The sequence below is a fragment of the Nostoc sp. TCL240-02 genome (assembly GCF_013343235.1).
Lineage (GTDB): Bacteria > Cyanobacteriota > Cyanobacteriia > Cyanobacteriales > Nostocaceae > Nostoc.
Genome location: NZ_CP040094.1, coordinates 4,508,553 through 4,532,112 on the forward strand (window position 1 = coordinate 4,508,553; position 23,560 = coordinate 4,532,112).

Annotated in this window: 26 protein-coding genes and 1 pseudogene; 13 read left to right on the forward strand and 14 right to left on the reverse strand. The window is 39.7% G+C overall.

Annotation, left to right across the window (positions count from 1 at the left end; genetic code table 11):
* Window positions 1-413: 413 nt before the first annotated feature.
* On the forward strand, window positions 414-773 hold the full coding sequence (locus FBB35_RS19130) for a hypothetical protein (RefSeq protein ID WP_174710967.1): 360 nt from the start codon (window positions 414-416) through the stop codon (window positions 771-773).
* 43 nt (window positions 774-816) lie between these two features.
* On the opposite strand, the gene FBB35_RS34850 is transcribed toward FBB35_RS19130, so the two are convergent.
* The gene (locus FBB35_RS34850; RefSeq protein ID WP_254626020.1) at window positions 817-960 is read right to left on the reverse strand and encodes a hypothetical protein; all 144 of its coding nucleotides are present in this window, start codon (window positions 958-960) and stop codon (window positions 817-819) included.
* A gap of 525 nt (window positions 961-1,485) precedes the next feature.
* Window positions 1,486-1,836: a response regulator gene (locus tag FBB35_RS19140; RefSeq protein WP_254625622.1), complete on the reverse strand. Its 351-nt coding sequence runs from the start codon at window positions 1,834-1,836 to the stop codon at window positions 1,486-1,488.
* 380 nt (window positions 1,837-2,216) lie between these two features.
* Between FBB35_RS19140 and FBB35_RS19145 the strand changes: the two genes are divergently transcribed.
* Window positions 2,217-2,441, forward strand: coding sequence for a hypothetical protein (locus tag FBB35_RS19145; RefSeq protein ID WP_174710968.1), 225 nt, complete (start codon window positions 2,217-2,219; stop codon window positions 2,439-2,441).
* A 90-nt stretch (window positions 2,442-2,531) separates the two neighbouring features.
* Here FBB35_RS19145 and FBB35_RS19150 read toward each other — a convergent pair whose 3' ends face one another.
* Genes FBB35_RS19150 through FBB35_RS19160 form a run of 3 tightly spaced genes read right to left on the reverse strand, consistent with a single transcriptional unit; the run spans window position 2,532 to window position 4,659 of the window.
* Complete coding sequence (locus FBB35_RS19150; RefSeq protein ID WP_174710969.1) at window positions 2,532-2,816, reverse strand: helix-turn-helix transcriptional regulator; 285 nt, start codon at window positions 2,814-2,816, stop codon at window positions 2,532-2,534.
* A complete protein-coding gene (locus FBB35_RS19155; protein ID WP_174709027.1) occupies window positions 2,806-3,927 on the reverse strand; it encodes an IS630 family transposase in 1,122 nt (373 codons plus the stop codon). The genes FBB35_RS19150 and FBB35_RS19155 overlap by 11 nt, the downstream gene beginning before the upstream one ends.
* A gap of 54 nt (window positions 3,928-3,981) precedes the next feature.
* A complete protein-coding gene (locus FBB35_RS19160) occupies window positions 3,982-4,659 on the reverse strand; it encodes a hypothetical protein (protein ID WP_174710970.1) in 678 nt (225 codons plus the stop codon).
* Window positions 4,660-4,809: 150 nt separating this feature from the next.
* Here FBB35_RS19160 and FBB35_RS19165 point away from each other — a divergent pair, with 150 nt between their 5' ends.
* Complete coding sequence (locus FBB35_RS19165) at window positions 4,810-5,307, forward strand: MAPEG family protein (RefSeq protein ID WP_174710971.1); 498 nt, start codon at window positions 4,810-4,812, stop codon at window positions 5,305-5,307.
* A gap of 39 nt (window positions 5,308-5,346) precedes the next feature.
* Window positions 5,347-6,063 (forward strand): DUF4336 domain-containing protein, encoded by a 717-nt coding sequence (locus FBB35_RS19170; RefSeq protein ID WP_174710972.1) that lies wholly within the window; start codon window positions 5,347-5,349, stop codon window positions 6,061-6,063.
* Between the two features lie 428 nt (window positions 6,064-6,491).
* Here FBB35_RS19170 and FBB35_RS19175 read toward each other — a convergent pair whose 3' ends face one another.
* Window positions 6,492-7,274, reverse strand: coding sequence for a hypothetical protein (locus FBB35_RS19175; RefSeq protein WP_174710973.1), 783 nt, complete (start codon window positions 7,272-7,274; stop codon window positions 6,492-6,494).
* A gap of 39 nt (window positions 7,275-7,313) precedes the next feature.
* A complete protein-coding gene (locus tag FBB35_RS19180; RefSeq protein WP_174710974.1) occupies window positions 7,314-7,796 on the reverse strand; it encodes an FAD/NAD(P)-binding protein in 483 nt (160 codons plus the stop codon).
* A gap of 454 nt (window positions 7,797-8,250) precedes the next feature.
* Here FBB35_RS19180 and FBB35_RS19185 point away from each other — a divergent pair, with 454 nt between their 5' ends.
* Window positions 8,251-8,574, forward strand: a complete 324-nt coding sequence (locus FBB35_RS19185) for a hypothetical protein (protein ID WP_174710975.1) — start codon at window positions 8,251-8,253, stop codon at window positions 8,572-8,574.
* A gap of 296 nt (window positions 8,575-8,870) precedes the next feature.
* Here FBB35_RS19185 and FBB35_RS19190 read toward each other — a convergent pair whose 3' ends face one another.
* The 4 genes and pseudogenes from FBB35_RS19190 to FBB35_RS19205 form a co-directional block, all read right to left on the reverse strand.
* On the reverse strand, window positions 8,871-9,665 hold the full coding sequence (locus FBB35_RS19190; protein ID WP_174710976.1) for a class I SAM-dependent methyltransferase: 795 nt from the start codon (window positions 9,663-9,665) through the stop codon (window positions 8,871-8,873).
* 133 nt (window positions 9,666-9,798) lie between these two features.
* Window positions 9,799-10,221, reverse strand: coding sequence for a hypothetical protein (locus FBB35_RS34860; protein ID WP_254625623.1), 423 nt, complete (start codon window positions 10,219-10,221; stop codon window positions 9,799-9,801).
* A 148-nt stretch (window positions 10,222-10,369) separates the two neighbouring features.
* A pseudogene (locus FBB35_RS19200) lies at window positions 10,370-13,414 on the reverse strand (Tn3 family transposase).
* 121 nt (window positions 13,415-13,535) lie between these two features.
* The gene (locus FBB35_RS19205) at window positions 13,536-14,450 is read right to left on the reverse strand and encodes a site-specific integrase (RefSeq protein WP_174710977.1); all 915 of its coding nucleotides are present in this window, start codon (window positions 14,448-14,450) and stop codon (window positions 13,536-13,538) included.
* Between the two features lie 76 nt (window positions 14,451-14,526).
* Between FBB35_RS19205 and FBB35_RS19210 the strand changes: the two genes are divergently transcribed.
* The 7 genes from FBB35_RS19210 (at window position 14,527) to FBB35_RS19235 (ending at window position 20,311) form a co-directional block, all read left to right on the forward strand.
* A complete protein-coding gene (locus tag FBB35_RS19210; RefSeq protein ID WP_174710978.1) occupies window positions 14,527-14,997 on the forward strand; it encodes a zinc ribbon domain-containing protein in 471 nt (156 codons plus the stop codon).
* Between the two features lie 454 nt (window positions 14,998-15,451).
* On the forward strand, window positions 15,452-16,633 hold the full coding sequence (locus FBB35_RS19215) for a hypothetical protein (RefSeq protein WP_174710979.1): 1,182 nt from the start codon (window positions 15,452-15,454) through the stop codon (window positions 16,631-16,633).
* The gene (locus tag FBB35_RS33930; RefSeq protein WP_217481658.1) at window positions 16,630-16,941 is read left to right on the forward strand and encodes a hypothetical protein; all 312 of its coding nucleotides are present in this window, start codon (window positions 16,630-16,632) and stop codon (window positions 16,939-16,941) included. The genes FBB35_RS19215 and FBB35_RS33930 overlap by 4 nt, the downstream gene beginning before the upstream one ends.
* Window positions 16,942-16,953: 12 nt before the next feature.
* A complete protein-coding gene (locus FBB35_RS19220; protein WP_217481659.1) occupies window positions 16,954-17,808 on the forward strand; it encodes a glutathionylspermidine synthase family protein in 855 nt (284 codons plus the stop codon).
* Window positions 17,809-18,156: 348 nt separating this feature from the next.
* Window positions 18,157-18,945, forward strand: a complete 789-nt coding sequence (locus FBB35_RS19225; RefSeq protein ID WP_174710980.1) for a tryptophan-rich sensory protein — start codon at window positions 18,157-18,159, stop codon at window positions 18,943-18,945.
* A 119-nt stretch (window positions 18,946-19,064) separates the two neighbouring features.
* Complete coding sequence (locus FBB35_RS19230; protein WP_174710981.1) at window positions 19,065-19,871, forward strand: aldo/keto reductase; 807 nt, start codon at window positions 19,065-19,067, stop codon at window positions 19,869-19,871.
* Window positions 19,872-20,080: 209 nt separating this feature from the next.
* The gene (locus FBB35_RS19235; protein WP_094344845.1) at window positions 20,081-20,311 is read left to right on the forward strand and encodes a hypothetical protein; all 231 of its coding nucleotides are present in this window, start codon (window positions 20,081-20,083) and stop codon (window positions 20,309-20,311) included.
* Window positions 20,312-20,333: 22 nt separating this feature from the next.
* On the opposite strand, the gene FBB35_RS19240 is transcribed toward FBB35_RS19235, so the two are convergent.
* From FBB35_RS19240 to FBB35_RS19250, 3 genes are all read right to left on the reverse strand, one after another.
* Window positions 20,334-21,266: a ParB/RepB/Spo0J family partition protein gene (locus tag FBB35_RS19240; protein WP_174710982.1), complete on the reverse strand. Its 933-nt coding sequence runs from the start codon at window positions 21,264-21,266 to the stop codon at window positions 20,334-20,336.
* Window positions 21,253-21,894: a ParA family protein gene (locus FBB35_RS19245; protein ID WP_174710983.1), complete on the reverse strand. Its 642-nt coding sequence runs from the start codon at window positions 21,892-21,894 to the stop codon at window positions 21,253-21,255. Before FBB35_RS19245 ends, FBB35_RS19240 begins: the two co-directional genes overlap by 14 nt.
* 243 nt (window positions 21,895-22,137) lie before the next feature.
* Complete coding sequence (locus FBB35_RS19250) at window positions 22,138-22,611, reverse strand: shikimate kinase (protein WP_174710984.1); 474 nt, start codon at window positions 22,609-22,611, stop codon at window positions 22,138-22,140.
* A 224-nt stretch (window positions 22,612-22,835) separates the two neighbouring features.
* On the opposite strand from FBB35_RS19250, the gene FBB35_RS19255 reads away from it, so the two are divergent.
* A complete protein-coding gene (locus FBB35_RS19255; RefSeq protein WP_174710985.1) occupies window positions 22,836-23,552 on the forward strand; it encodes an iron-containing redox enzyme family protein in 717 nt (238 codons plus the stop codon).
* Window positions 23,553-23,560 lie beyond the last annotated feature (8 nt).

Here is a 23,560-nt window from a genome sequence, read left to right on the forward strand (position 1 = left end):
TTACTCATACTCAACAAGAGATAACTTCTCAAGAAAGAAAAATAAGGGAAATATGTGACCAGTTAGGAATTGATATCCCAGACTTGGATATACATGTAGGATCACTTAGCACCCGAACACAGATTATCGCTGATGAATCCGTATTGGAGTATGTAGATCCTATTTACTTTAGCGATGCGGATTGATTAAATATATCCCCCAGTGCAGTATGTGCTGGGGGATATTTTTAACTGACTTTCAGCTTAATCGCTTGTTTGTCCTTTTGGTTGTTTCGTATGACATCGCTTAACCATTAGAGTATTTTTTCTGAATATGGAAATTTTAAGTAAATTTAACCACATTTACCTGACGAAAGTTTACAATATAATTACTGAAACTAATCTAGTTACAACTAACAGGCTTTGGTTCGACCCATGACTGATAACAAACAAATTATCTCCCAACTCAGCCAACAAAAACCAGGATGTGTAAAGGTTGTAGCTCCAAGTGAACTAACCGTCCATGCTCGTCACAGACAATCCTTTCGGACAGCACCCACTTTGAGCAATTACCTTCTCAAAGTCATCCCTAAATTGTCCATCGTCAGCGCTATGTTGTTTGGCATCAGTGCATTAGGCTATTGGGGATTAGAAATTGTTGAAGCTAACACAATCCCGACGGTAGAAGACAGATACGATTGGCAAACCCAAAAACATATTTGCTTGGGTTGGATGCTGGTTACTTTTTCTAGCTTTCTTGGCAGTGCTTCTTTTGGTGATGAGTTTACGCTCTGAAATTCAAAAGTTAGATGTCTAAATATCGCCCCGTGGTCGATTACTAAAAATTAATCCGACGATAGATTTCAGTCAGAGGAATTTCTACATTTAAACTGTGCAGAACAATCGTCCGCTCAAGGTGAGAGTGAACTTGCCATAGCCAGCGATCGTTACTGCTACGATCCCGCGTTGTGATACTGCTCAATGTATGGTTCAGTTTGGCTCACAAGCAGATATTCACAAAAGCTAGCAATCGAGCGATATTTTTTAAACTTGTCGCCTCGATCATAAGCAACAGTTACGAGTGATAAAACTTTCACAATCAGTATTGGATTGAGAAATTTTATGTAAATTTAACCACACATCTATAAGAAAGTTCACAATATAATTACTGAAATAAAAGGGAACAGGAAACTCTTAACAGGCAACAGAAAAGCCAAGCTGTCCACAAGAGGCGGGGTTTTACCTTCCCCAAATGGAAGAATTTTTTCGCCCACCAGGGTCAAGGTTTAAAACCTTACTTCTTTACAAGATACTACCGCGAACGGGGCTACTTTTTTCTTCCGTTAAGAGTTTCTTTTTGTTTGTTCCTGCTGCGAAAGGGCTTTTTTAATCTAGCTACAATCACGAGGATTCAACTCTAATTTAGCTAATTTAATAAGAACTGGAAAGGAGCTGCACAACTTCATCCACTATTGACTCTGTACTCTCAAGTTTGTCTAGAAATCGATTAAAGCCAGCCAGCATCTATTGCCTTGCTACTTGAGACTTCCCGTGTATAAGAAGTTATGGCGATTGCTGGTAACTGCCGTACTAATGAGTTTGAATGTATCCGAACTTGCTCAATCAACCAGTTTCCATCATGATTAGGCAACAAAACATTCGATAATAGAATATCGGGATTGAACAATTCGATCATGGACAAGGCTTCTTCTGCGTCCATAAAGGTGATGACTTCTGCACCTTCTTTTTCCAGAATGAAGAGCAGCAATTCTGCAATATCAGGCTCATCCTCTACCAAAAAAATCTTAATTCCAGCAAGATGCAGAAGCGAATTTAAATCACTTTGTAGATTGCTCATTTGATCTGTCGTGACTGAGTGACTCAACAATATATAAACAGATTGACTCAATTAAGGTGCTTTTGTCATTGCACCATTGGTTTAGTCAAAGGATGAAATTCATTCTTGCACTTTTTAACTGCCTTACCAAACTACCCTCTTTAGTTACATTTTTAACTAAAATAAATCTCTAATTAGGAGTATATTTGCAATTTTTACCTCTTGATTCCGCCAATTTTGCATTTTCTATATATGCAAGTATCTTTACATAATTGAGAAGGAATCTACTTAGTAGATTAATTTATTGAAATTTCTGTTGAATCTTTAGCTATTCAGACAGATGTATTCATAATCGCTGAATGATTATAGTTAATGTCTGAATAAATTTTAGTGTAGCAATTATGAATCCTATTAATCAGGCTATTTTAGAATCTCTGCGTTCTGGCGAGAAGACTGCTGGAGAATTAAAAGACATATTTGATTGTAGTTACAGCGTCCTTGATAAGGGATTGCAGGATCTAATTGACACACAACAGATTGAAGCCGGATGGAGTAATGATAATTATCCAGCAAGAATTTATCGGCTCAAGCGCCAGCAACAATCTATGACTTTTTGGAAAAATTAGTCATTCTTTTTTAATGCTAAATAATTTTCCCAATCTTAATCATCTCAAAAAATACTCTTTATTGGCGAATTTCTCACTCAACATCAACTTCTAAATGGTTGACCTCTCTATCCGACCACTAGCCGTAATACTACTCATTTTTTGCTGATAACGCTTTGGAGTTGTGTGTAGCATTCGTTGAAAGACAGAAGTCATGTGACTCTGGTTGCCAAATCCCGCTTCTGCGGCTACCTGTGCTAGTTCGCGCTTTTGGTTTTGTAAGAGTTTTTGAGCAAGTTCCAGGCGACATCGCAGGACGTATTGATAAGGTGATAGTCCAGTTGTAACTTTAAATGCTCGTGCAAAATGATAAGCTAATCGGCATTCAAGCTGCAATATAGCTGAGATTGCCTTTGTTTTTGATTTGGCGATGCCACTTAATCACTAACTCGCCTTGATTCAAAAGCTTATCTAGCAGTGATTTTAATTCATCTACTGATTTAAATAAGCGATGAGCAATATATTCTTTACATGAGTGCCAGACTAACTCAATAATATTGTAATCAGGGCTGTAAGGGGGTAAAAACTCTAAAACAAAATTTGGGAACTCTTCAGATATTTTAGCTATAATGTCTTTGCGTTTATGAAAACTAGCATTATCTAAAACTAAAATAATCTTCGGCCCAGATTTTACAAAATCTTCGCCAAGGTTTCCTTTACTTATCCACTCCTGTTTAATTAATTCAAATAATAGTTGTAATTGCTCGTAAAAAATATCTGCATTACCTTTTTTCACGAAAAAGCATACCCGCTTTCGGTCTAATTCTCGGATTGCTCCCATCACATTAACCCGACCACAACGCCGTTGCCCTGGAACATTTTTACGTTTTCCTTTTTTACTCCAATTCTTGCGTCGAATTACACGTAAACTAAACCCGCTCTCGTCCCAAAACCATACCTGTAGACGCTCTGGCTGTTCTCGTGCAATCAATAAATATTGGGTAAGTTTTTCTTTAAATTTTGCTCTATCTACTGGATTTTGTTTATCCTTTAGATCATATTTAGCCCAAATATAACTATACTTTTTTCGCTTTAATATCCTCCTCACTTGAGAGCTACTTAAATCAATACCTGTTTTCTCGGTTAAATAAGTAGCTAATCTTTCTGCTGTCCATTTCCCAAATTCGTAACCTAATGATGAGGGTTCTTGAGCAACAGTTTTTAATAAAAGTTCAATATATTCAGGAGTGGCTTTTCGCCAATGTTCGTACTCTCTTTTATTATGTAAGGTTTCTAAATTATCTGGATCTCCATGCATACACCAATATGCCACTGTTCTATGCGAACAGCCTAAAAATTTTGCAATTTCGTGTTGTGGCTTCCCATCATTTTGCAGAAGAATAATTAGAATTCTTTCCCTAATATGCGGTAGGTTGCTCTCTTTTAGAGCTTCCTGTAGCTTGCTGACTTGCTCCTGTGTTAAAAAGTTCTTGGCTGGTGGCGGCATAGGTGCTTTGAAACGGCTTCATCTTCTTATTATGCAACTTAAGTACCGATTAGCTTAGGGACTGAATCCGACTGTGGCAGCAATCTGGTTGAGGTTAAGTTCCTGAGATAGATTCGCTCTGATGTATTCTAAGACTTGCTTTAACAAATTTGGGTCTAAAAATTCTGGTGGACGTTTGAGCCGTCCAGATAGGCTTGAACGTCGGTAAATTATTTGTGCCAACACTGCCGTTGCAACTGATTCTAAGTAAAATGCACCACCGATTTGTCCATTATCAAAAAACTCTTGCATAGCAAGCGCAGCACTCAATCCCCAACTAGTCTTAGGAATTTGCCCTGGCTGTAATTCAATCGTTTGCCCCTCTGCTTCTACTCGGACTACACGCTGTAAAAAAGATTGGGAATATCCAAACACTACAAAACAAGAAGCATCTTCCACCGAAGTATAAGTACTACCTTGCGGCACAATATCAAAACCTCCTGGTAGTGCTTGGTAAGGTTGCAGTCGATCAGCATTGAAGGCAGCAATCCCACGAGTTTCTCCAAAACTTGTTACCACAAGGTTCAGTGGTGAGCGAATATTAGCTTCTAAGTGTCCTGGCGGAATGATTGCTACCATTAACTCTGGTGTTTCTAGCCAGTGCCCCCACTGGGGTAAAGTTTCTAGTGGAGGCTGATCAAGGGGCATCATATATTCTGGGGGATTGAATAAAAACTCTTTTAGCAGATTCATGGGCAGCCCAATCAAGTGTTAACAGCAATTTCAATGCAATACCCTATTATCTCAAAAAGCAAATTTCAAGATTCCGCAAGAATTGAAAAGACAGTAATGATTGCAGCCAAGTATTTTCAAAGTTAGGATTTTATATTTGAGTAATTGTCAATGCCTGTTCTAATTCCGATTTCAACCTTTTTTATCGGCTGTCATGGGCTGCTTGCTCTAGGTTTGTCCTATCGAGTGGCAATGGAACGCACCCGGACTCGAATTTGGCATGGTGCATCTCTATCTGAAGTTGCCTCACAGCCCAATTACCTAGCTTCACCGAATGCTTGGGCAGAGTTTGTAGAAAAAATAACACAACAGTTTATTTTAACGAAAAACATAGACGATGGGGGATTGCAGCGTACTATCCGAGCGCATGGTAACTTTACAGAATACGTACCTCAAAGCCTCATATTCTTAATTGCCTTAGAGTCGATGCAGGCTTTTAACGGACTGTTGTGGATGCTAGGTACTCTATTAATGCTAGCTCGGATTAGCCATGCCTGGGGGTTAATACACACCTATGGCCCATCACCGGGTAGGGCGATCGGTTTTTTTGGAACTTGGCTAGTTTATCTCGTCGGTAGTCTGGCTTGTCTTTACTACAGCGTGCAGTAATTTTTATAGTTCAGCGATGACCCTAACTCAAAAATTATAATGCTTAAAGCAATTGATACCGACCTTTGGGTTGCTGAACAGCCTCTAAAATATTTTGGCTTGGAAGTAGGGACGAGGATGACCGTGATTCGCCTGACCAGTGGTAAATTAATGGTGATTTCACCTATTGAAATGGATGAAACCACTATCAATGAGCTAAATCAATTAGGTGAAGTAACTTACATTGTCGTCCCCAACTTATACCATCATCTATTTGTTGCTAATTTCAAGTTGTGCTACCCCCGTGCCAAACTATGGACAGTATCTGGTCTAGAGCGCAAACGACCGGATTTGCAAACCAACCAGATTATTAGCAATCACAGCATTCACGCGATTGATGGAGTTGAATATTTATTAGTACAAGCATTCAACACATTGTGTACTAGTGGATGCTCACCACTCAATGAATGTGTCTTTTTTCATGTCAAAAGCCGAACTTTGATTGTAACTGATACAGTTTTTCATTTTGACGATCAATGTTCACCAAGTATAAGGTTAATGGCAAAACTTTTAGGTGCTTACAACCAACTCCGTCCATCGTTATTAGAAAAATTTGCAACTCTAGATAAAGTCAAAGTCAAAGTCAAACGGTCAATTCAACAGCTTCTTACTTGGAATTTTGAACGAGTAATCATGGCGCATGGAAGCATAATTGAACAAGATGGTAAACCTCAGTTTAAAACAGGGTATGAGTGGTTTTTTAAAATGCCTTTATAACGATACTTAACTCAGTAAATAAGTACTACTAAATAACTGCCTCTAGCTTATTTAAACTAGTAAAAATTCACTCTAATCTTTCCTGCTCAGATTTATGCAAAATGTGCAAATACGTCGCTGAGTATTTTCACGTCTTTCCTGACTCGATGGTTATGCTGACAATAGCCTCAGCATCGTTAAGTTCAACTTCTCGAACCAATAAATCCACGTTCAATTGCCTTTTATCAATAACTCTTATTAACCAATATTCCGTCTGCAATTACAATTCTCCACTGGGGAAATTTAGCTAGCAGTTTCCCGATCATTATCACAAGTGCCGGATCATCATTCCAGCATTCCTACAAGAAGTCAGACCCGGTATTTTGCCCTGAATTCGCCGCAACTTTTGCGACACTTCCTCAATTTAATTGCAGGGAATATGCCAACTCCTAAAAGAAGCGTTCCACTAAATAAGCCGCATATTCCATACCATAAGGTACACTCACCCCAGCAGTCATTCCATTAGCAAAGTAGGTGTTTTGATTACCCTGCAACATTTCTAATCGTTGATAAATACCATCCTTGAGGTCTTCGGCTGAAAAATGAGAGAACCACTTCCAAATTAGGGGTTGCCCCATAAGTGTCACTTGAGTACCTCCGAGCTTTTTGACGCAATCGGCTACGTTGCTTTCCAACTCTTCAACAGTTGTCGTTTCATCCATGAATGGATAAAAATTGTAGATTTTACTGCCTGGATCAACCTCGTAGATAGCTAATGGATAACTAGTTGGTAAAGGCTGATTTAAAGTATTTCTGATTACGTAGAAAATGTTTGCAGGTAAGCCCTCTACTTTACAGGTAATAACTGCTCTTTTAATGGTACGTACCCTAGAAAAAATCTCTACTTCTTCAGTACAAGCATCAGCTACACTGAGAAAGTCATCTACAGGAGCAGTCCAAATTAAACGCTCAAATTCCCATTGATTTGAAGTAGTTTTGACCAGAATTGTTTGATTGCGAGAAACATGCTCAATAGTTTGTCCTAGACACAAGTTATGGGTTGCTGCTAAACGATTCCATAATTCTTGATTCCCTTCTTGCAATTGAGGCATATTCAGAACCAATTTTTTCAGGAAATTGCAACGGTTCCATAATGCTAACAGCCTAATCACATAAGCAGTAGAAGCTTCTTGTTCTAGATATCCAAACTGTCCCGCATTCGCAATCGGCATTAAAGCATCTCGAATAAAATCCAAACCCTGTTTGTTAAACTATTGAGGTGAGGATTCATTCATACCTCGGTAAGCAGGATTGATATAGCCTGGATCTGAATACCGAGTATACTTGTCTAATTCTTGGAAAAATTTCCTCAACTGCCAGAGCCGGCTGAATAAAGAATGTTTTGACTCCACTAAAAATGGGCTAGTAACTTTGCCAGTAGCTAAGTCAAATATTTGCACCCGTGGCATCACATGAAGCGATGGAGAAATCCCATACCTTTTTCTATATTTTTTGTACAAGGGGCTAGGTAAGATCCAAACAGTTCCACCCTCGTAAATACCACGGGCTTCAAGACTTGGGTCTGCGTATCTAATTGAATATGTTTTCCCACCTACACGATTTTTGGCATCAATGATGGTGATATTTTTGTATCCAAGATCATGTAATTCTTCGGCAGCCGTTAAACCAGCGCATCCAGCACCAATTATACCAATACGGGTTGAAGGTTCACAGGTTAAACGATTAATTCGCATGAAACTGTAGTTAGAATTTCAGTCCCATTTCAATTGTACTAACTTTCTGTTCATGTTAGTCACACCAAAGGCGATAGCCGTTCACTGTCTTCATCTCCATTATCACAGCGTCCCGCTCTTAAGGAGAAGGACTAAGCGAGAGCTTATCGCCCAAGGTACATTTTCCCAACAACGCTTGACGACTGTACACCCCATTTTAGAATTGAGCCGAAACTGTGGAGTATAGAGTATTTCCATCAAGAATTAAAATTTTAATTAGTGCATTACAACAACAGTGGAAGCCAAAAGTATGGAGTGATGAGTACATTTAACTACCCTGAGTTAGAATCACCGGAGCAAAGGTAATGGAATGGTGCAGCTTCCAAGTGAGGGTATGATGTACGTAATCGTCTCGTTGCCGGGTTTTCACGTCCATTGCTTTAAGTCCCAATCCAATGGCATTTGAACGACAATTATGAGTAACCCTCTTTCCCATCCCAAAGATCCAGACTTCCATTCATCTATTCAGGAAAACCTAAAACAGCTTTCTGCTCAGTTGGGATCTCCTTTGTCCGAATCATCAGTCATAGAAATATACCAGGATGCGTGCGATCTACTGAGCCACCTTTCCCCATCACCTCTTACTCTTGCCCGTGTTGCCGGAACATTACTGGTTTACCGAGTCAATGACACAGAACCGGAAGAATTTGAGTGGTTCAGCACCCAAGTGAAACAATGTCTGGACGAAGAAGAAGTTGAGGAGTTGATTGAATCCATACATCGCACGGATGCTTTGTAATCGCTGAAAAAGGTGGAGTCTCGCGCACATCAGATACCGTCGCATCATCTCTTGCAATTCCACTGCCTCACCTTCTGGCGTAAATATTACATTACCTGACATTGCAATTATAATCCTCTGCCGCCTCGCGCACTCAAACCAATCCTTTACAGCAGATTTTACCTGCGTGGACTCCGGTTTTCTCCCCTCCTTCAAATAAGCGATGTCTACGACAAGCTGCTATGCGTCTACGCACCCGGTACATTCTCCCAACATCGCTTGAGTGTACGCCCAATCTCTCAATTGAGCTGAAACTGCTATGTTTTACGAGCAACAACATAGTAAATTAACTCCTCATGCCATACACCTTGCTCAGTTTCTAGTGCAGCGATCTCTTCATCATAACTGGCTTTGATCTGGCAAATTTTTGGGGGTGTTAATTCCCGTAACGGATTATCGATATGTAGCCAGAATTGCCCATTCCATTTACCTTGTGCTTTTTCTAAGCTCAGGTAAGTCCCCATCTGTCGAGGATGAATTTCAATTTGGTCAAACTTGGCTTGAGTTAATAGGTGTTGAATTCGCTCTGGTGTTCCCAATGGTTCATGCAGATTTGGAAGTGCAATTCCATTTTTTGCACAAGCTTCTACAATCAATAATGCTAAATATGAATTTTCAGACGAGCAGGTGAATGCAATGAATCCGCCGAACTTGAGACAACGATACCAATTTTCGAGAATCTTAAGAATGTTGGGGAAAAGCACAATCGCGTAAGAACAATAGATCACGTCAAACTTATCTGGCTCAGGCTGATATGCTTGGGCATCGACTTCAATTAGCTCAACATTAGATAAGTTTTGGGCTTGAATTTTCTGTTGAGCAATCTTGAGTAGTTCTGTTGCGATATCAATTCCAATTACATAACCACTTGGACCTACTTTTTGAGCAGATGTGATTGCAATATTTCCTGTTCCTGTCGCTACATCTAAGACAGATTGCCCAGGGCTTGGAGTTACATAGTCAAAAAGTGCAATTGCACGATTGAGGGTGACATCGTTATCATAATTGGTTCTGGCATTGTAAAAATTGATAATTTCCTGCTTATATGTCATAAATAGCAACAATTTAGGATCACAAATCGCCAAATAAGCTGAAAGTGCTAAATTTTCATCCTCTGCTTACTTTAGCCTTAAACTGTCCGCCCATCTGAATTGACTTGTCTAGCTTGTAGTGACATAACACCCTCTACTCTTCCCGCTCAATCAACTCCCCATCCACACACCCAATCCCCCACTGCGGAAACTTCACCAGCAATTTCTTGATCACAATCTGCAAAGCAGGATCATCATTCCAGCATTCCTGCAAAAAGTCAAAACCCGGATTCTCGCCCGAATTCGCCGCTCGATTCAGTTTCTCCCTTCTTACAGGTCGCAGGTTTGCCCTTGCAACAATCGCCTCATGCGACCACTTTTCAGCGCTAGGGACAGGCGCGGCGGAACTTTCACCTTCATCAACTGCTTTGAATCCTACACCTGAAACTGAATTTTCACTCATCAAATCAGCAGAGGGGCGACTCGGTTTTATTTTCTGGTCTGCGATCACTGGAGTTGAAGATTTTTCAACTTGGGCAAGTGACGCGGCGGAACAAGTGCCAACTCTTAGAGACACAACTTTAACATTTTTATTTCAAACAGTCGTTAGGCGTAGATATAGCGAAGCTGTCACTAGGGGCAAGATAGGCTGAAACTATTGCTATGAATGACTTACAGGCGTAAAGATTCTTGGATATACTAACAAAGCGTATTTTTAGACACATTCACCCCGTCTCAATTGGCAACCTGACATTGAGATCCAAACGAAAAATACCATAGGGATTAACGTGACCCCAAATTAAAGGCGAAAGCGCTCGCAAATCCTCCAACTTCATCAACCGCATCCATTGTGGTTGGGATAAAACCTCCTGAATCATTAAGGTATTTATATATACCAAAGATATCTGGAGTAAATGCAGAGATAACACAGCTAATTCTTGGTCGGACAAACGATTAGTAGCAATCTCTCCACCCTTGCCATAAAAAATAAAACTGTTAGCACTATTCCAGTTCTTCACCACATTGAGTCCAGCATTTATCTCTTGTCGCAGTTCAACCGAATGCAGGTATTTACATAAAAATATAGTTTTTACAGCCTTGCCCAATTCGGATAGCGCTTGATAAGTAGGGTGTAATAAATTACCCCTAGTAAAACGCTTTAAGATGGCTTCAGTTTCTGCCATACCCAAACGCAGAGCAGTAGCATACTTCACCATTTGGTCGTATTGTTGACGAATTAAATCCCAATTAATAGCGCGAGTTAAAATCGGTTGCAAGTTGGGATAAGCATCATTATTTCCAGTTGACGGACGGTATAATTTCTGAACATTGATACGTTTAAGACGCGGCATTAACTGAAAACCCAATAAATGACAGAAAGCAAAAGCCACTTCATTTTGACCGTGACTATCTACATAATTTGTCTCCACTTTCATCTGGGTACAGTGGCGTAATAATCCTTCAATCATGGCTGCAACTTCAGAGGAAGAACAAGTTTTTAACTGCGAGTAAATACAAACAGAATTCTTCTCAACGTGCCAATAAATCATCACACCCCGTCCACCATAGCGGATGTGCCACTCAGTCATTAAATTTTGATCCCAAGCACCAAACTTTTTCGAGTCAGAAGCGCAGGCGGTTGTACCCTCTCCCCAAATAGTGGGAATTCTGGCAGTAAAAATTGCATTTGCAACACAGGAAATAGCATTGCGTAATTGTTCTTTCTGAATAAAATGACGCTTGACATGGAGTAAATCTTGATAATTATCGCCTTTAATCTCATCACTTAAACGCTTTAATCCAGTATTCGTTCCTAAACCATATAAACAAAGTAACAAGCGTTTTTGTAAAGTATAGTCGCCTAAAACCTCTCGTGTTGATACACTCCGAAAGTGTTGGCTAAAATTTACTCGTAAATCAGTTTCTTTGAGAATATCTAAGAGGCTAGTCATCCGCCAACGTCGAGTAATTTCACTTTTTAAGCGAGTCAAATTAGCAGGTTAATTTTGAGGATTCAAAGGAGAAACACAAATTCGACTTTTCCCTGTATTTTTAATTGTGACTAATTTATTCTTAGGTATTCCCTTAGACAATAAAGTTAATGCTTCATCCATCTGCTTTTGTAAATTAGCAATAAAGACTTCCACATCTGATGGTTGTTTCAATGCTTGAAAATATTCTAATCTTTGCGCCTCAAAATCAGCAGGTAAATCTTCTTCAGGGTTTCTGTAACGATTAGCTCCTACAACCCAGATTTCCTTGCATCTAAGCTTTTCTCTCAATGCTTGCAGCACGCTCAACTCATAATTAATGCGATTAACTTTGATTTCGTCGTCTGCTCCCGTCTCTAATATAATTTCTTGCCAACCACTACGTAATACCCCATCAATGGGTATATCTTCTCCTGCATCATAATAACGTTGTTTACTATCAGCATACTTTTTCAGTAAAGCTATCGCTTGAATAACTGGACGATGAACTTCATTATTTGAACGGAATTCTAGCTTGTTTAAAATTAATGGTAAAATTCGGCGATAATATCCACCATAAGAAGAACGCATTACCGTATAAACTTTCTCACGGTAAGCATTCCCTGTCGATTTATACTCTTTCACTAAATTATTGAGAGTTACCTCACTTACCACCGGAAAAATCACATCTTTGATTGTGCCATCAGGTGTTTTCAAGGAAGCTTCTGCCATTTGGTAGAGGAGATTATTCTTCCCGTGAACCCGTTTAAAATCCTGAATAAGTTCTTTATCTACACGTTTTTCTGCATTGGCTCCTATGCGATGCACAATCTGGATGAGTAACTCTACTAAATTATCTATAACTTCTTGACTTCTGAGCCAACAAAAAGCTGTAAATAGTGTGTAGCGGATATGTTCTGGGTGACGGCGTAAGTCACGAGGATGTTCAACAACTACTCGACTTTTATAGACTTGGAGAACTTTGGTAGGGATTTTTTTAAATAAGTCTGCTGGTAATTCTAATTGTTCAAAAATCTCTAACTTAGCAACTTCTTTTTGAAAACTTTCTACACCAATTCTCCCTGGGTCTGTTTTTAATTCAGCCCATGTTAATATGGAAACATCAGTGTTGATTTCTGAGCCGTTCATGTTATCTAACTGTTGAGATAATTGGATATCTCCCAGATTAATCAGTTGTTTATCATGATTTACTTCTGTGGTATCATCTAATTCCTGAGCTGAAGCTTTCTCTTTTAAAAAATTATCTATCCACTTTTTAGATTGGTGAGATAGTTGCGAAGTTATGTCCCGAAAAAATTTAGATTCAAAATTTCTAATAGCAGAGCGAATGATACGTTCTAATCTAGAATCTGTCGGGGGTTCAAGTTTTAAATTCCGTAGTCTCGCTACGGCGGCAAGTTTTAATTGTTCAAATTTTAACTCATAAATTAGTGCTTGTTCAGCTAACCAATTAGTTAACTCTTTAGCATCACTAACTTTGGTTTCTCGAAATCCAAAGAATTCTCTAATTTGAGCGCGATGATATTTTATGGAGCGTCCTTGCCAATCGTAGTAAGAGTACTTCTCTGGGGGAATATCTAACAGTTTGGCAACATAATTAACAACGCTTATGGAGATTTCTTGATTATTAAGAGGGAACCTGGCATAAATCTCAAAAAACTTCAGCAATATAGCAAAACCTAACCTATTCTCGTCATTTTTCTGATTAAGTATTGCTAATTCTTCTGGGAGTAGCGTCCAATACTCTACTAATTCTTCTGGCTGCCAGGTTTTTTTCATTAAGTCTCACTCTTCAAGCAAACAGTATTCTACCTTCTTTAGGGTAAAAATCTTTAACTTAGATAAAATGCTGTTTTTTAGTGAAGAACATAGTGTAACTGAGTGATGCTATATAATTGCCTTAAAGGTCAGCATCTGGAGCGGAATTAATCAGTATATTCAAGGCATGACGTGCGGCTGATTCTGATTTCTGTGAGGTGACTTTAGCGTAACGTAAAGTTGTCTGAATGCTTTCATGTCCCATTAACGAGCATAATTCCTCAATACTGATTAATCCCACTCGTTCTGTAGCAAATGTATGTCGTAAATCGCGAATGCGAACGCCTTGAAGCTGCGGATACTTGTTAGTTATCTCCTGCCAATAATCATGCAATGTATGGTAGCTGATTCTACTTACTTTTAGAGTAACTGGGTGTTGCGCTGTCAACAAAGCATTCGTATTTTGATGCCGTGAGTATTTTAAGTATTTAGCAAGTGCTAAAGCTGCATCATCGCTGTAATAGCACCAACGTTGTTTGTTACCTTTACCCAATACTTGAAATTTCTGATTATTAATATCTACAGAATCTATATTTAGAGCTAAAAGCTCTCCTATTCTGCATCCTGTGCGATGCAGTAAATGAACTATTGCACTAAGACGTAAGTCATCTTTTACGGCAGCATATAGTATATTTAGTTGTGATTGTGTTAGATATCTTATTGTATCGTCGCTTTTATGTTCGCCTTTCTCTCTTTCAGGTAGACGTTGTTTTAGTCCCCTGATGGGGTTGGATTTTATATACCCTTGCTCTACTGCAAAGTTCAGCAAACTTTGTAGTATTGCTTGATGCTTGTGGTGTGTTGTGTATTTTAAATGACTGAGATTATCTAGATACTCAACTAATGTTTGCTTACTGATAATTTCTATTGACCAACTTCCATACTTTTGCAGTAACAGTCCGAGGGTAAGTTCATAGGTTTCTCTAGTACTGGGTGCTAGACCAGGACGCTCTAAAAATTCGGTCGTGACAGTGGCTAAAGTTACACCCAATTTCACTGTTGTTTATGTATTTTTGACAAGGTTTTTTATCAATAAATTATATATCTTTTGAGTAGTTAATTAACAGCTTTTTATGGATACTTTTACAACTCCTCACCCATCTGAATCCCTTGCCAGTTACGTTTCACGGGTCAGGAAGAAACTCAATTTGACTCAGTTGGAGTTGGCGGATGCTGCTGGTATACACGGACGCTCTGTGGAGAAGATTGAGCGGGGGCTGACAGCCAAAATTAATCGTAAGACAGTTCAAGGTTTAGCTCTAGCACTTGGCGTACCTCAAGAATATTTGGATGCTGTGATCAAGGGCGAGGAAGTCTCTCAGGTTAGAGGGGTTAAGTTTTGTCCTCAATGTTGGAATCCTGGCGCTGCGGTTGACCCTATGTGGGGTCATGTCAAAGCCAAGTTTTGTTATCTCTGCGGTACACCAATTCGAGCTAACTGCGCGAATTGCGGTGAATTGGTGTTGTCTTTGAGACACAGATTTTGTCCAATCTGTGGCTGTGCTTATAAAACGTCCGTCAAAACAGCTTATACCAAATCATGAACTTTTTTTCTCAAACCCGCATTCCACAATACTTTCAGCCTATCTTGCCCCTGATGACAGCTTCGCTATATCTACGCCTAGTTGTGATACTTACTGTACCTGTGTTCAATCATACGCAATTAATCCCGAACAAAATTTTTCTAGTTTACTGGGATTAAGCCCTTGGTGACTAACCTACTTTTCACCCCCTCGTGTTTTTGATCAAGTCTAAGGGCATGACAAATGGGGCAAAGGGTTCTCAAATTTGAAGCGTGGTTGTGTGGGCAGGATTACCCGGATCTGGTAGAGTAACTTCTGCTTCTAAATTTTTACACTTCTGGTGGCAACCATTCTCTATGAATGAGTATCGCTTCAGTTTCCCTGTTCAATAATCCACCACTCGCTAATTTCGTGTTCAAACTTGATAAATAACGGGAACAATAATTATGTAGATGTATAAATATATAAAATAACAATGAGTGGAAAAAAGAAACCCTGGCTGCCTATAGTTATCGCAGCACTTTTAAGTTGGTTTGGCGTTAGTAAAATCCTGCAAATTACGAAAGATTATTCAGCACACCAACAAGCAATTACCGATGTACAGGCAATTGTTAATGAAAATAGTAATATTAATAGTATTCCCAATTTGGATGCTTTAAAAGCAAACCAAACCAAGATACAGCAAACCCTTGAAAAGCTAAAACTAGTTCCAAATCTACCAGGATATCCATATCAGAATGCCCAAAATCAAATATCACAGTTGAATCAATTACTTGCTAAACTTGACTCAAAAATCCAGTTTGAAGAAGCAGCTTTCAATAATTTACAAGCTGCACTGAAATTAGATGAGGAAGCAGCAATACTAGTCCAAGATAAAGCTTACTCCAATAATTGGCAAGAAGCGAAAGGTAAATGGCAGCAGGCAATTAGCATTTTAGAAAAAATTCCTACAGCTACATATGTTTCCGATACAGCAAAGCTTGGAATATCATCTGTAAAACGCAACTTTAATGATGTAGATAAGGTGATTACAAGTGAACAAAAATCACTTCAAAACTTTTCATCAGCAGTTGAATTAGCTCAAAAAGCTACTAGCCTTACTAAAGATACTACATTAATCACATTACCTGAATTATTGAATGCAAAGTTGCAATGGCAGCAGGCAATTAATTTACTTGTAAATGTTTCTTCGGCAACTAATCTATCTTTGAAAGCACAATCCCAACTTAGCATTTATCGCAATAATTATCGCCAAGTTAGTAATGCAATTGATGAAATTAAAAAATGTCTAACACAAAAAACTAGTTTTGAGAGTGAATGTACAGCAAGCGTCTCATTATATATTAGTCCTCCTGAAACCCTAACCGCATTGCTCGAAGATATCAAAAAAGAAGAAGATGCTAATAATCAAATTGCTTCTTCTGAATTTAACAGTACATCTGGTACTTCCTCAGATACTTCAGATGAATCTAGCAGTAGTAACTATAGCGGCTATAGTGGTGGTTACAGTAGTGGTTATCGTAGCCATTCCGGTTCAGTTTCCGTAAATGGATACACTCGTAGAGATGGAACTTACGTCAATAGTCACACCCGCAGCGCTCCAGGTTCTCGTGTAAGTGGTTTTGGTAGTTTTCGTTCTGGAGGAGCGAGTTCATGAACGATGTTAGGCATAAATTTTACCAGCAGCATCAAGATATATTTAGCTGGTACGATGCCGATGAATATGCTTGCTATGAGGTGTTAATGGTTGCACCGGAAACCATAGAAAAAATCAAGCAAGCAGCAACAAGAGTTTGGCAGGTTTTAAACCATGCGGCTCTGGTTATGAAGCAGTTTGATGAACGGACTCTAATTGAATTTGATTATCCTCAATCAACCCTACGATTAATCAAAAATAATAAGCAAGTGCCTTTTATTGCCCGATGCGATTTTGCAGTTGTTGGTGATAATATCTACCTGCTTTAATGTAATGCGGAAGTGGCGACTTTTATAGTCGAAACATTCAAAATAAATGGGATAGTCGCTAAACATTTTGGGAAAGTAGACCCGAATATTAACGCTGAAGCCGTTCTTCAAATAGGGCTTAATCAATATATTGAAGAATCTGCCAAATATCTCAATAAATCTCCTGAAGACTGCAATATTATCTTTGCAGCCCTATCGGAAGCTCTCGAAGATATTGGTACTGTTGAATATTTAATGTCTTTGTGCCATTATAAATCTGCTTTTTGTCCAATCGAAAGTATTGCAATGGATGAGGATGGCTGCTACGACCATAGAGGTGAAGCAGTCGATATAATCTACCGCATATATCCAACAGAATGGATGGTAGAAGATAAAGACCCCAAATTTGGAGTAAGTCTCTGGGATTATTTTGAACCATTAGTCTATTCAAGGAAGCTAGCTTTAATTAATCCTGTCAGTGCTTTTGTAATGCAAAATAAAGCGTTAATGGCTTTAATTACAGAATTAGGATTTGATTTTTTTAGTCAGAATAATTTGGCAGGATTTGAACATTTTTTACCTACATTTATGGAACAAGATAAAATCAATCCTCCCTTAGTGTCAAAACCCACCTGGGGGAGAGAAGGGAGAGAAGTTAAAGTTATTAAAAGTAATCAAGAAATAGCTTGTAACCCAGACCCTGAGTACGCTTATTTTGCTAAAGTTTACCAAAAATATGCTGATTTACCAATTATCAAAGTAGAAGGAGAAGAGTATAGATTGCAGTTATCTTGCTTTTTGATCAATGGCGTTGCTGAAGGAGTGGCAGCAAGAATTGGTAAAGATGTGATTAATAATAACTCGAAATTTCTGCCAATTGGGTTTTAGGGGGAGAAGGGAAGAAACGGGAAAGTCGAATTTAGAATTTACCACCCAACAGGCAGGACAAGAAGGCATCGCTTAACTTTGGGATTGAATCATGAACACGCTCTAAAGACTTGATCAAATTCTGCAAAGTCATAATTGTAGACAATTATGATTGAATCAGACCATACTTGCAACTTACTGGGATTCCCAATTTGGGAATCTGGAAGTTTCGTTGTACATTCCACTTCGGTCTGGTCATGCAGGGATCGCTCTTTTTCCTCATTGACTTGCTCAATATGACTGTGGTTTATATGCGTCGCTCTTTTTGGGATGTAAGCTAAAAGCATAAAAGATATGAGTTAACATCCTATGCAGCAGTCCACAAAAGGCAATTACCGGGATCTTTGGCGGCAGCTTGTTACTTTGGCTGCAATCTTTGGTGCTTTCGTTATCAACGTAGTATCGAACATTTTTCCGCTCAATGGACTCAGCATAGGGGAAATTTCCAATACTTTGTTTAAAAATGTCCTGATTATCCCTGCTAATTACGCCTTTGCTATTTGGGGGCTGATTTACCTTGGGTTGTTTGCTTTTGGGGTATACCAAGCTCTACCTGACCAACAAGATGACCCTGATTTACGTAAGACAGGTTATCTGTTGGTGATTGCCTGTGTTGCTCAAAGTATCTGGGTTTATCTGTTTTTGTCTCGGCTGTTTGCTCTTTCTGTAATTGCAATGCTTTTGATTCTGTTACCCCTGATTGCTGTCTATGTGCAGTTAGAAATTGGCAATAAGCGTGTACCTCGGCTCAAGAAATGGTGTATTCAGTTTCCGATTAGCATTTATCTAGGCTGGATTAGCGTGGCAACCATTGTCAACGTAGCGTGTGCCTTGTATTTTCACGGGTGGAATGGTTGGGGGATTTCTGCTGTAATCTGGACTCTCATAATGTTATTGATAGCAACAGCAGTTGCAGCATTTATTGTCATCCAGCGTCGAGACATCGCTTATACAGGAGTAATACTCTGGGCATTGGTAGCGATCGCACTCAAACACTTTGATAACTCAATGCTCAGAAATGCTGCGTTGGTTTTGGCAATTGTCCTAGTTTTGACCGCTACGATTAACAGCTTACGCCCCCAACAAGAACATATTTAAGTGCGATGGCGTACCCGCCCACTGTAGGCTTACGCCCAAAAATTAACATTCATTGATGATGTCCTCACTAGCACCCTATTGGCGTAATACACTCAAAGTAAGAAGTCGGGTAGTTGACCGTGGAATTATCAACGCTACAAGGACAACCAGCAAGTATTCTCGGTTTGGCAGGGCAACAGTCGATAGATGCTGCAACTGTTTTGTTGGCATTTGGAGCTGGAATCAATTACTTTTTCTTTTACAATTTGGAATCTGAAAACTTTTTGGGTGGCTTAAAATCTCTCTTGCTAACAAACCGTGAGCAGGTCTTGGTGGCAACGGGGAGTGAAAACCGAGATATACAATCTTTACGCCTTTACCTCGACTCTGTGCGCTATCGCCTAGATGTCGAGCAGGTGGATGTATTTTTTATTGAATATGTCTCCCCTGGTGACGACATGGCTCAGGTTCAGGCGTTGCTTGATGAACTTTATTCGTGGAAAGATAAAGGACTTGTGCGCTACGTGGGAGTTACCACACACAATCGAGCTATTGCTTTAGAAATGATAGAACGTCATCAGTGTGATGTGTTGATGCACCGCTACAATATGGCACATCGTCAGGCTGAACAAAACGTTTTACCTGCTGCTCAAAAAGCTAGTATTCCCGTGGTGGCATTCACTTGCACGCGCTGGGGAACGTTACTCAAAGGGCATCACAACTGGCACGGAAAGTTACCTACGGCAGCAGACTGTTATCGCTATACACTAAATCATCCAGGGGTGCGTCTGGCGCTCACCGCCCCCAAAACTAGGCAGCAATTAGAAGAAAATCTCGCTGTTCTGCAAGCGCCCCAAATTGAAGCCGAAGAAGTAGCTAAATGGCACTCATACGGGAACTTGATTTATGGTAATGGGCAAGACGCATTTGATACTCAATGGGTTTGAGAGGTGGAATGGTTGAGGGGAGCGATCGCATAACACGAAACCATATTGGGATTTGACTGGGATGCAGACCTTTTTCTTAGAGGAAATTTGGCTCAGTAGCTGTTGCTCAGGCATACCTCGCAGCGTCGCACTTTGACATGATCCATCTGTAAGATAGCCATGTAATAGATGCTTGAATATAGAAGTCAAACAAAAAACCAATTATACCCATGTCGGAAATTGAAAACTTGGGAGTGAGTGTAGAAGAGTATTTAGAGGGATTGGCAGCAGGGATTGACATTTTAGAGTTGAAGCGGTTAGAAGCAAGGGGAATTCCCACCAATTTAGCTTTAGAAGTGATGGCGATTATACCAAAGGTAATCAATGGCACAGCCACACCTGAAGAGGTTGTCCGAGGACTAATGATTATGTCGCCATCCTTAAGAGAGCAAATTGAATAGTTTCGAGAATTACCACATTGGTTTACTTTGGGTTGTCGCCTTGCATCAGTGCATCTAACTGAGCTAACAACTTCTCTACTTTGGATTTTTTCTTCGGATCATCCCACACTTTCGCTTTTTTGAAGCGTTGAAAAGTATCATCAACGCGGTCTTTTATGGATGCTGATTCTGTTTGCTTTGATGACTCTGATTTAGACTGCTGCTCAATTTCTTGAATCTTACGCTTGATTTCGCTCAGTGAGAGATTGTAAGCGATCGCATCTTCTAAGAATTGTTTTCTTGTTTTTTCATCACCAACTCGTGCGATCGCTTTGGCTTTACTTGTCTCCAGTTTCCCCTGACGTAATACCTCTAAAATGTCAGTGGGCAAATTGAGCAATGGCAAACGATTGCTGATAAAAGAGTCTAGTTTAATATTGCCGAGCGAGGTCAAAACCTCCTCCACTACACTAATGACATCATTGCCAATAACGTTATTGGCAGCAGTTCTACCACGCTGTTGGTTTTGAATGTGATGTAGCAGTGGTGGTACTTCTTGGGGTGAAATTTTTAATTTGACAGCCAAAAGTCGCACAATCCCATCAGTTTCTTCAAGGTCAGTGAGTCCCGAACGAGCGAAGTTTTCAATCAGGGCAATTTCTAGAGCATCTTCATCACTGAGTTGACGGATAACTACAGGGGCTTCTACCAATTCCAGAATATGTGCTGCTCTGTAGCGCTTTGCCCCTGCTACTACTTCGTGTTTGTCACTGCCAGGGATAGGACGGACTAGAAGTGGTTCTAGAATGCCGTTTTTTCTGGCAGTAGCAACAATTTTGTCTACCTCTTCTGGGTCGATGTAGTACCGTAGTTCTGCTGTGGGCAGCACAATCAAACTGAGGGGCATAGTAGCCTTAGTCTGGTTAGCATCATCCCTAAAGATAAACTCTTCTACCATGCGTCTATCTCTTGCCATTGGTTACTCCCAAGGCTTCGGTAAACAGTGCCTCAAAATCTTTAGCTGCGCGTTTGGCTGTTGCTCCTGGTAGTCCCCAAACAGTCGTGCCTTGTCCTGGTGCATCAGCAATTACTTGAAGGTCATACACCATTGTTTTTAGTAAAGGAAACCCTGTGTTTTTTTCTGATAATGCTCTTTGGGCATCTTTGAGTAATACAGTTCCTTTTTTTGCGTGATTTAAAAATAAACCAACATGGGGCATACCACCTCGCAGTTCTCTTGCCTGCCGCAAAATTCTTACCATTTTTGATGTACTGTGCATATCTAGACCTGCTGGTTTACAGGGTACTAGGGCTAGGTCACATCTAGATAAAATTGCCTTGGTTGTTTCACTTAGGCTACCTGGCCCGTCTACAACTACAGCATCATATTGTTCTGCTAAAGTCGGCAGTTCATCAAATAAATCATCCGGGTCTATCATTGTTTTACACGGCAGTTGCAGGTCTTTCATCCAGTTAGTGCTACTCTGCTGTGCATCTGCATCTACAACTATCACTGTTCCTTGTTGGCTTAACCAATACGCCAGATGACCAGATACAGTGGTTTTACCAGCGCCCCCCTTCTGGTTTGTTAGCCCAATAATCATAATTTTTAGACGATACCTGCTAAATGTACTACTGCGCTGACATCACGATTAACTTTCACTATTTAGCAGCAATAGTATCAGTTTTTTTATGAGATGACTTGATAGTACTGCGATGGCTCCGCCCACCGCAGGCATCGCATCCCATTAGATAGGCCCTTTGCCAATAACGTTATTGGTGGAAATGCTTTTGTGAAAATCAGTGAAGTTAATTGTGCGAACTTCTCATGCAATGGCATTATTGGCTCATCTGGTAATTTCATGCTTTATGCCGTTAAATTGATGAAATATTGAGCGATGGGATGAATAACCGAATTCATCATTGCGTTCATAATATTGTTGAATCCAATTCTGTAAAAAATCAAAAGTTTGTGCCTGTTCTTCAGGCGATTGGAATTTATGCACTTCCCAAGGGCGATTGCGGTTATTTTCAAGACACTTATCAATGCCAGGATTGAGGAAATAAATTTCAGTTGAGAATTCAAGAGCAATTTTGAGTAGCGTAGTATAGCAACCTTCAATTACCCAAACAGTATTATTTTTTATGAAGTCTCGTAGATCCCTAACTGAATCTTCGTGATTACGCCGTATGGCAATTTGGTTTGCTTCCCATGCAATAGTATCGAGGTCGAGAACTGGAATGCCGAAGTCTTTGCCAAGTTTATTGGCAAGAGTACTTTTGCCAGAACCAGAATTGCCAAATATTAAAAATCGATGCATAACAATGATTTAATTAATAGTGATCGCAAGAGTGCTTCCTGTGGAGCATCACACTCTTACTTATCATCTGGTAAATACAATCTGCTGCTGTCAATCGGACTACATCTTTATGCATATTATGATTTTTTTGTAAAGACATTGGCTACTAAAATTTAAAATAATAGCTTTAATAGAAATATAAGATAATTTCTCACTTAATTAAATGGTGAGAAAAAGGAGTTGCTATGTTGACTCACACGATACCTATGCAATGGCTAATAGAGCTAGTGCAAGAATATCGAAACATTACTAAACGCAATCTGTTTTACAAAACAGTAAATTTGGCTTCTTCACCTTCAGACTTTCAATGGATCAGACAACTGTATTATTTATCCTGCGACTTTACAGCAGCAGTGGCGTTACGTTATGGTAGCTGCCAGGATGCACGTTTTCGTGATGCTTTTGGCGAACACGCTGCTGAAGAAGTGACGCACCCTGAAGAACTAGCTGATTGGATGCGTGAATCTGGCTTACTAGCTCCTGATGAACAACTAACTTCAATACCACCAACATTTGAAACTTTAGCGTTAGGGTCTTATTTTATCCGCTCTGTGATGCGTGAATCGATAGCACATCAGATTATTACTCTGAATTTGGTGGCAGAGGGGCTTGCTTACGACTTCTATGCCATTGTCAACCCTAAACTAGCCGAAGTAGGATTGACCCCTAAAGGTTATTGGTTGGTTCATCAAGAATCAGATATGGAACATCAAACTTTAGGGCTTGAGTTAATCCCAGAATGTGAGCGCAATTCATTGTGTGGCAGAGGATATACTCATACTATGTGGGAAGTGTTCAGCCTTTTTAACCAGTTATTATACTCTTGGAGTGGAATGCCAGTAGAACACAAACCCCAACTTCCTACACCTATAGAATTGGGTAGTTATAAGGGAAAATCCTAGTTGGTATT

Bases quoted from the DNA above. Each gene is read 5' to 3' on its own strand.
- FBB35_RS19235 (WP_094344845.1), top strand. From the start codon at position 20,081: ATGTCGGAAATTGAAAACTTGGGAGTGAGTGTAGAAGAGTATTTAGAG.
- FBB35_RS33930 (WP_217481658.1), top strand. From the start codon at position 16,630: ATGAACGATGTTAGGCATAAATTTTACCAGCAGCATCAAGATATATTT.
- FBB35_RS19255 (WP_174710985.1), top strand. From the start codon at position 22,836: ATGTTGACTCACACGATACCTATGCAATGGCTAATAGAGCTAGTGCAA.
- FBB35_RS19240 (WP_174710982.1), bottom strand. From the start codon at position 21,266: ATGGCAAGAGATAGACGCATGGTAGAAGAGTTTATCTTTAGGGATGAT.
- FBB35_RS19130 (WP_174710967.1), top strand. From the start codon at position 414: ATGACTGATAACAAACAAATTATCTCCCAACTCAGCCAACAAAAACCA.
- FBB35_RS19175 (WP_174710973.1), bottom strand. From the start codon at position 7,274: ATGCCGATTGCGAATGCGGGACAGTTTGGATATCTAGAACAAGAAGCT.
- FBB35_RS19215 (WP_174710979.1), top strand. From the start codon at position 15,452: ATGAGTGGAAAAAAGAAACCCTGGCTGCCTATAGTTATCGCAGCACTT.
- FBB35_RS19170 (WP_174710972.1), top strand. From the start codon at position 5,347: ATGCTTAAAGCAATTGATACCGACCTTTGGGTTGCTGAACAGCCTCTA.
- FBB35_RS19145 (WP_174710968.1), top strand. From the start codon at position 2,217: ATGAATCCTATTAATCAGGCTATTTTAGAATCTCTGCGTTCTGGCGAG.
- FBB35_RS19225 (WP_174710980.1), top strand. From the start codon at position 18,157: ATGCAGCAGTCCACAAAAGGCAATTACCGGGATCTTTGGCGGCAGCTT.
- FBB35_RS19180 (WP_174710974.1), bottom strand. From the start codon at position 7,796: ATGCGAATTAATCGTTTAACCTGTGAACCTTCAACCCGTATTGGTATA.
- FBB35_RS19155 (WP_174709027.1), bottom strand. From the start codon at position 3,927: ATGCCGCCACCAGCCAAGAACTTTTTAACACAGGAGCAAGTCAGCAAG.
- FBB35_RS19160 (WP_174710970.1), bottom strand. From the start codon at position 4,659: ATGAATCTGCTAAAAGAGTTTTTATTCAATCCCCCAGAATATATGATG.
- FBB35_RS19140 (WP_254625622.1), bottom strand. From the start codon at position 1,836: ATGAGCAATCTACAAAGTGATTTAAATTCGCTTCTGCATCTTGCTGGA.
- FBB35_RS19185 (WP_174710975.1), top strand. From the start codon at position 8,251: ATGAGTAACCCTCTTTCCCATCCCAAAGATCCAGACTTCCATTCATCT.
- FBB35_RS19250 (WP_174710984.1), bottom strand. From the start codon at position 22,611: ATGCATCGATTTTTAATATTTGGCAATTCTGGTTCTGGCAAAAGTACT.
- FBB35_RS19165 (WP_174710971.1), top strand. From the start codon at position 4,810: ATGCCTGTTCTAATTCCGATTTCAACCTTTTTTATCGGCTGTCATGGG.
- FBB35_RS19245 (WP_174710983.1), bottom strand. From the start codon at position 21,894: ATGATTATTGGGCTAACAAACCAGAAGGGGGGCGCTGGTAAAACCACT.
- FBB35_RS19190 (WP_174710976.1), bottom strand. From the start codon at position 9,665: ATGACATATAAGCAGGAAATTATCAATTTTTACAATGCCAGAACCAAT.
- FBB35_RS19210 (WP_174710978.1), top strand. From the start codon at position 14,527: ATGGATACTTTTACAACTCCTCACCCATCTGAATCCCTTGCCAGTTAC.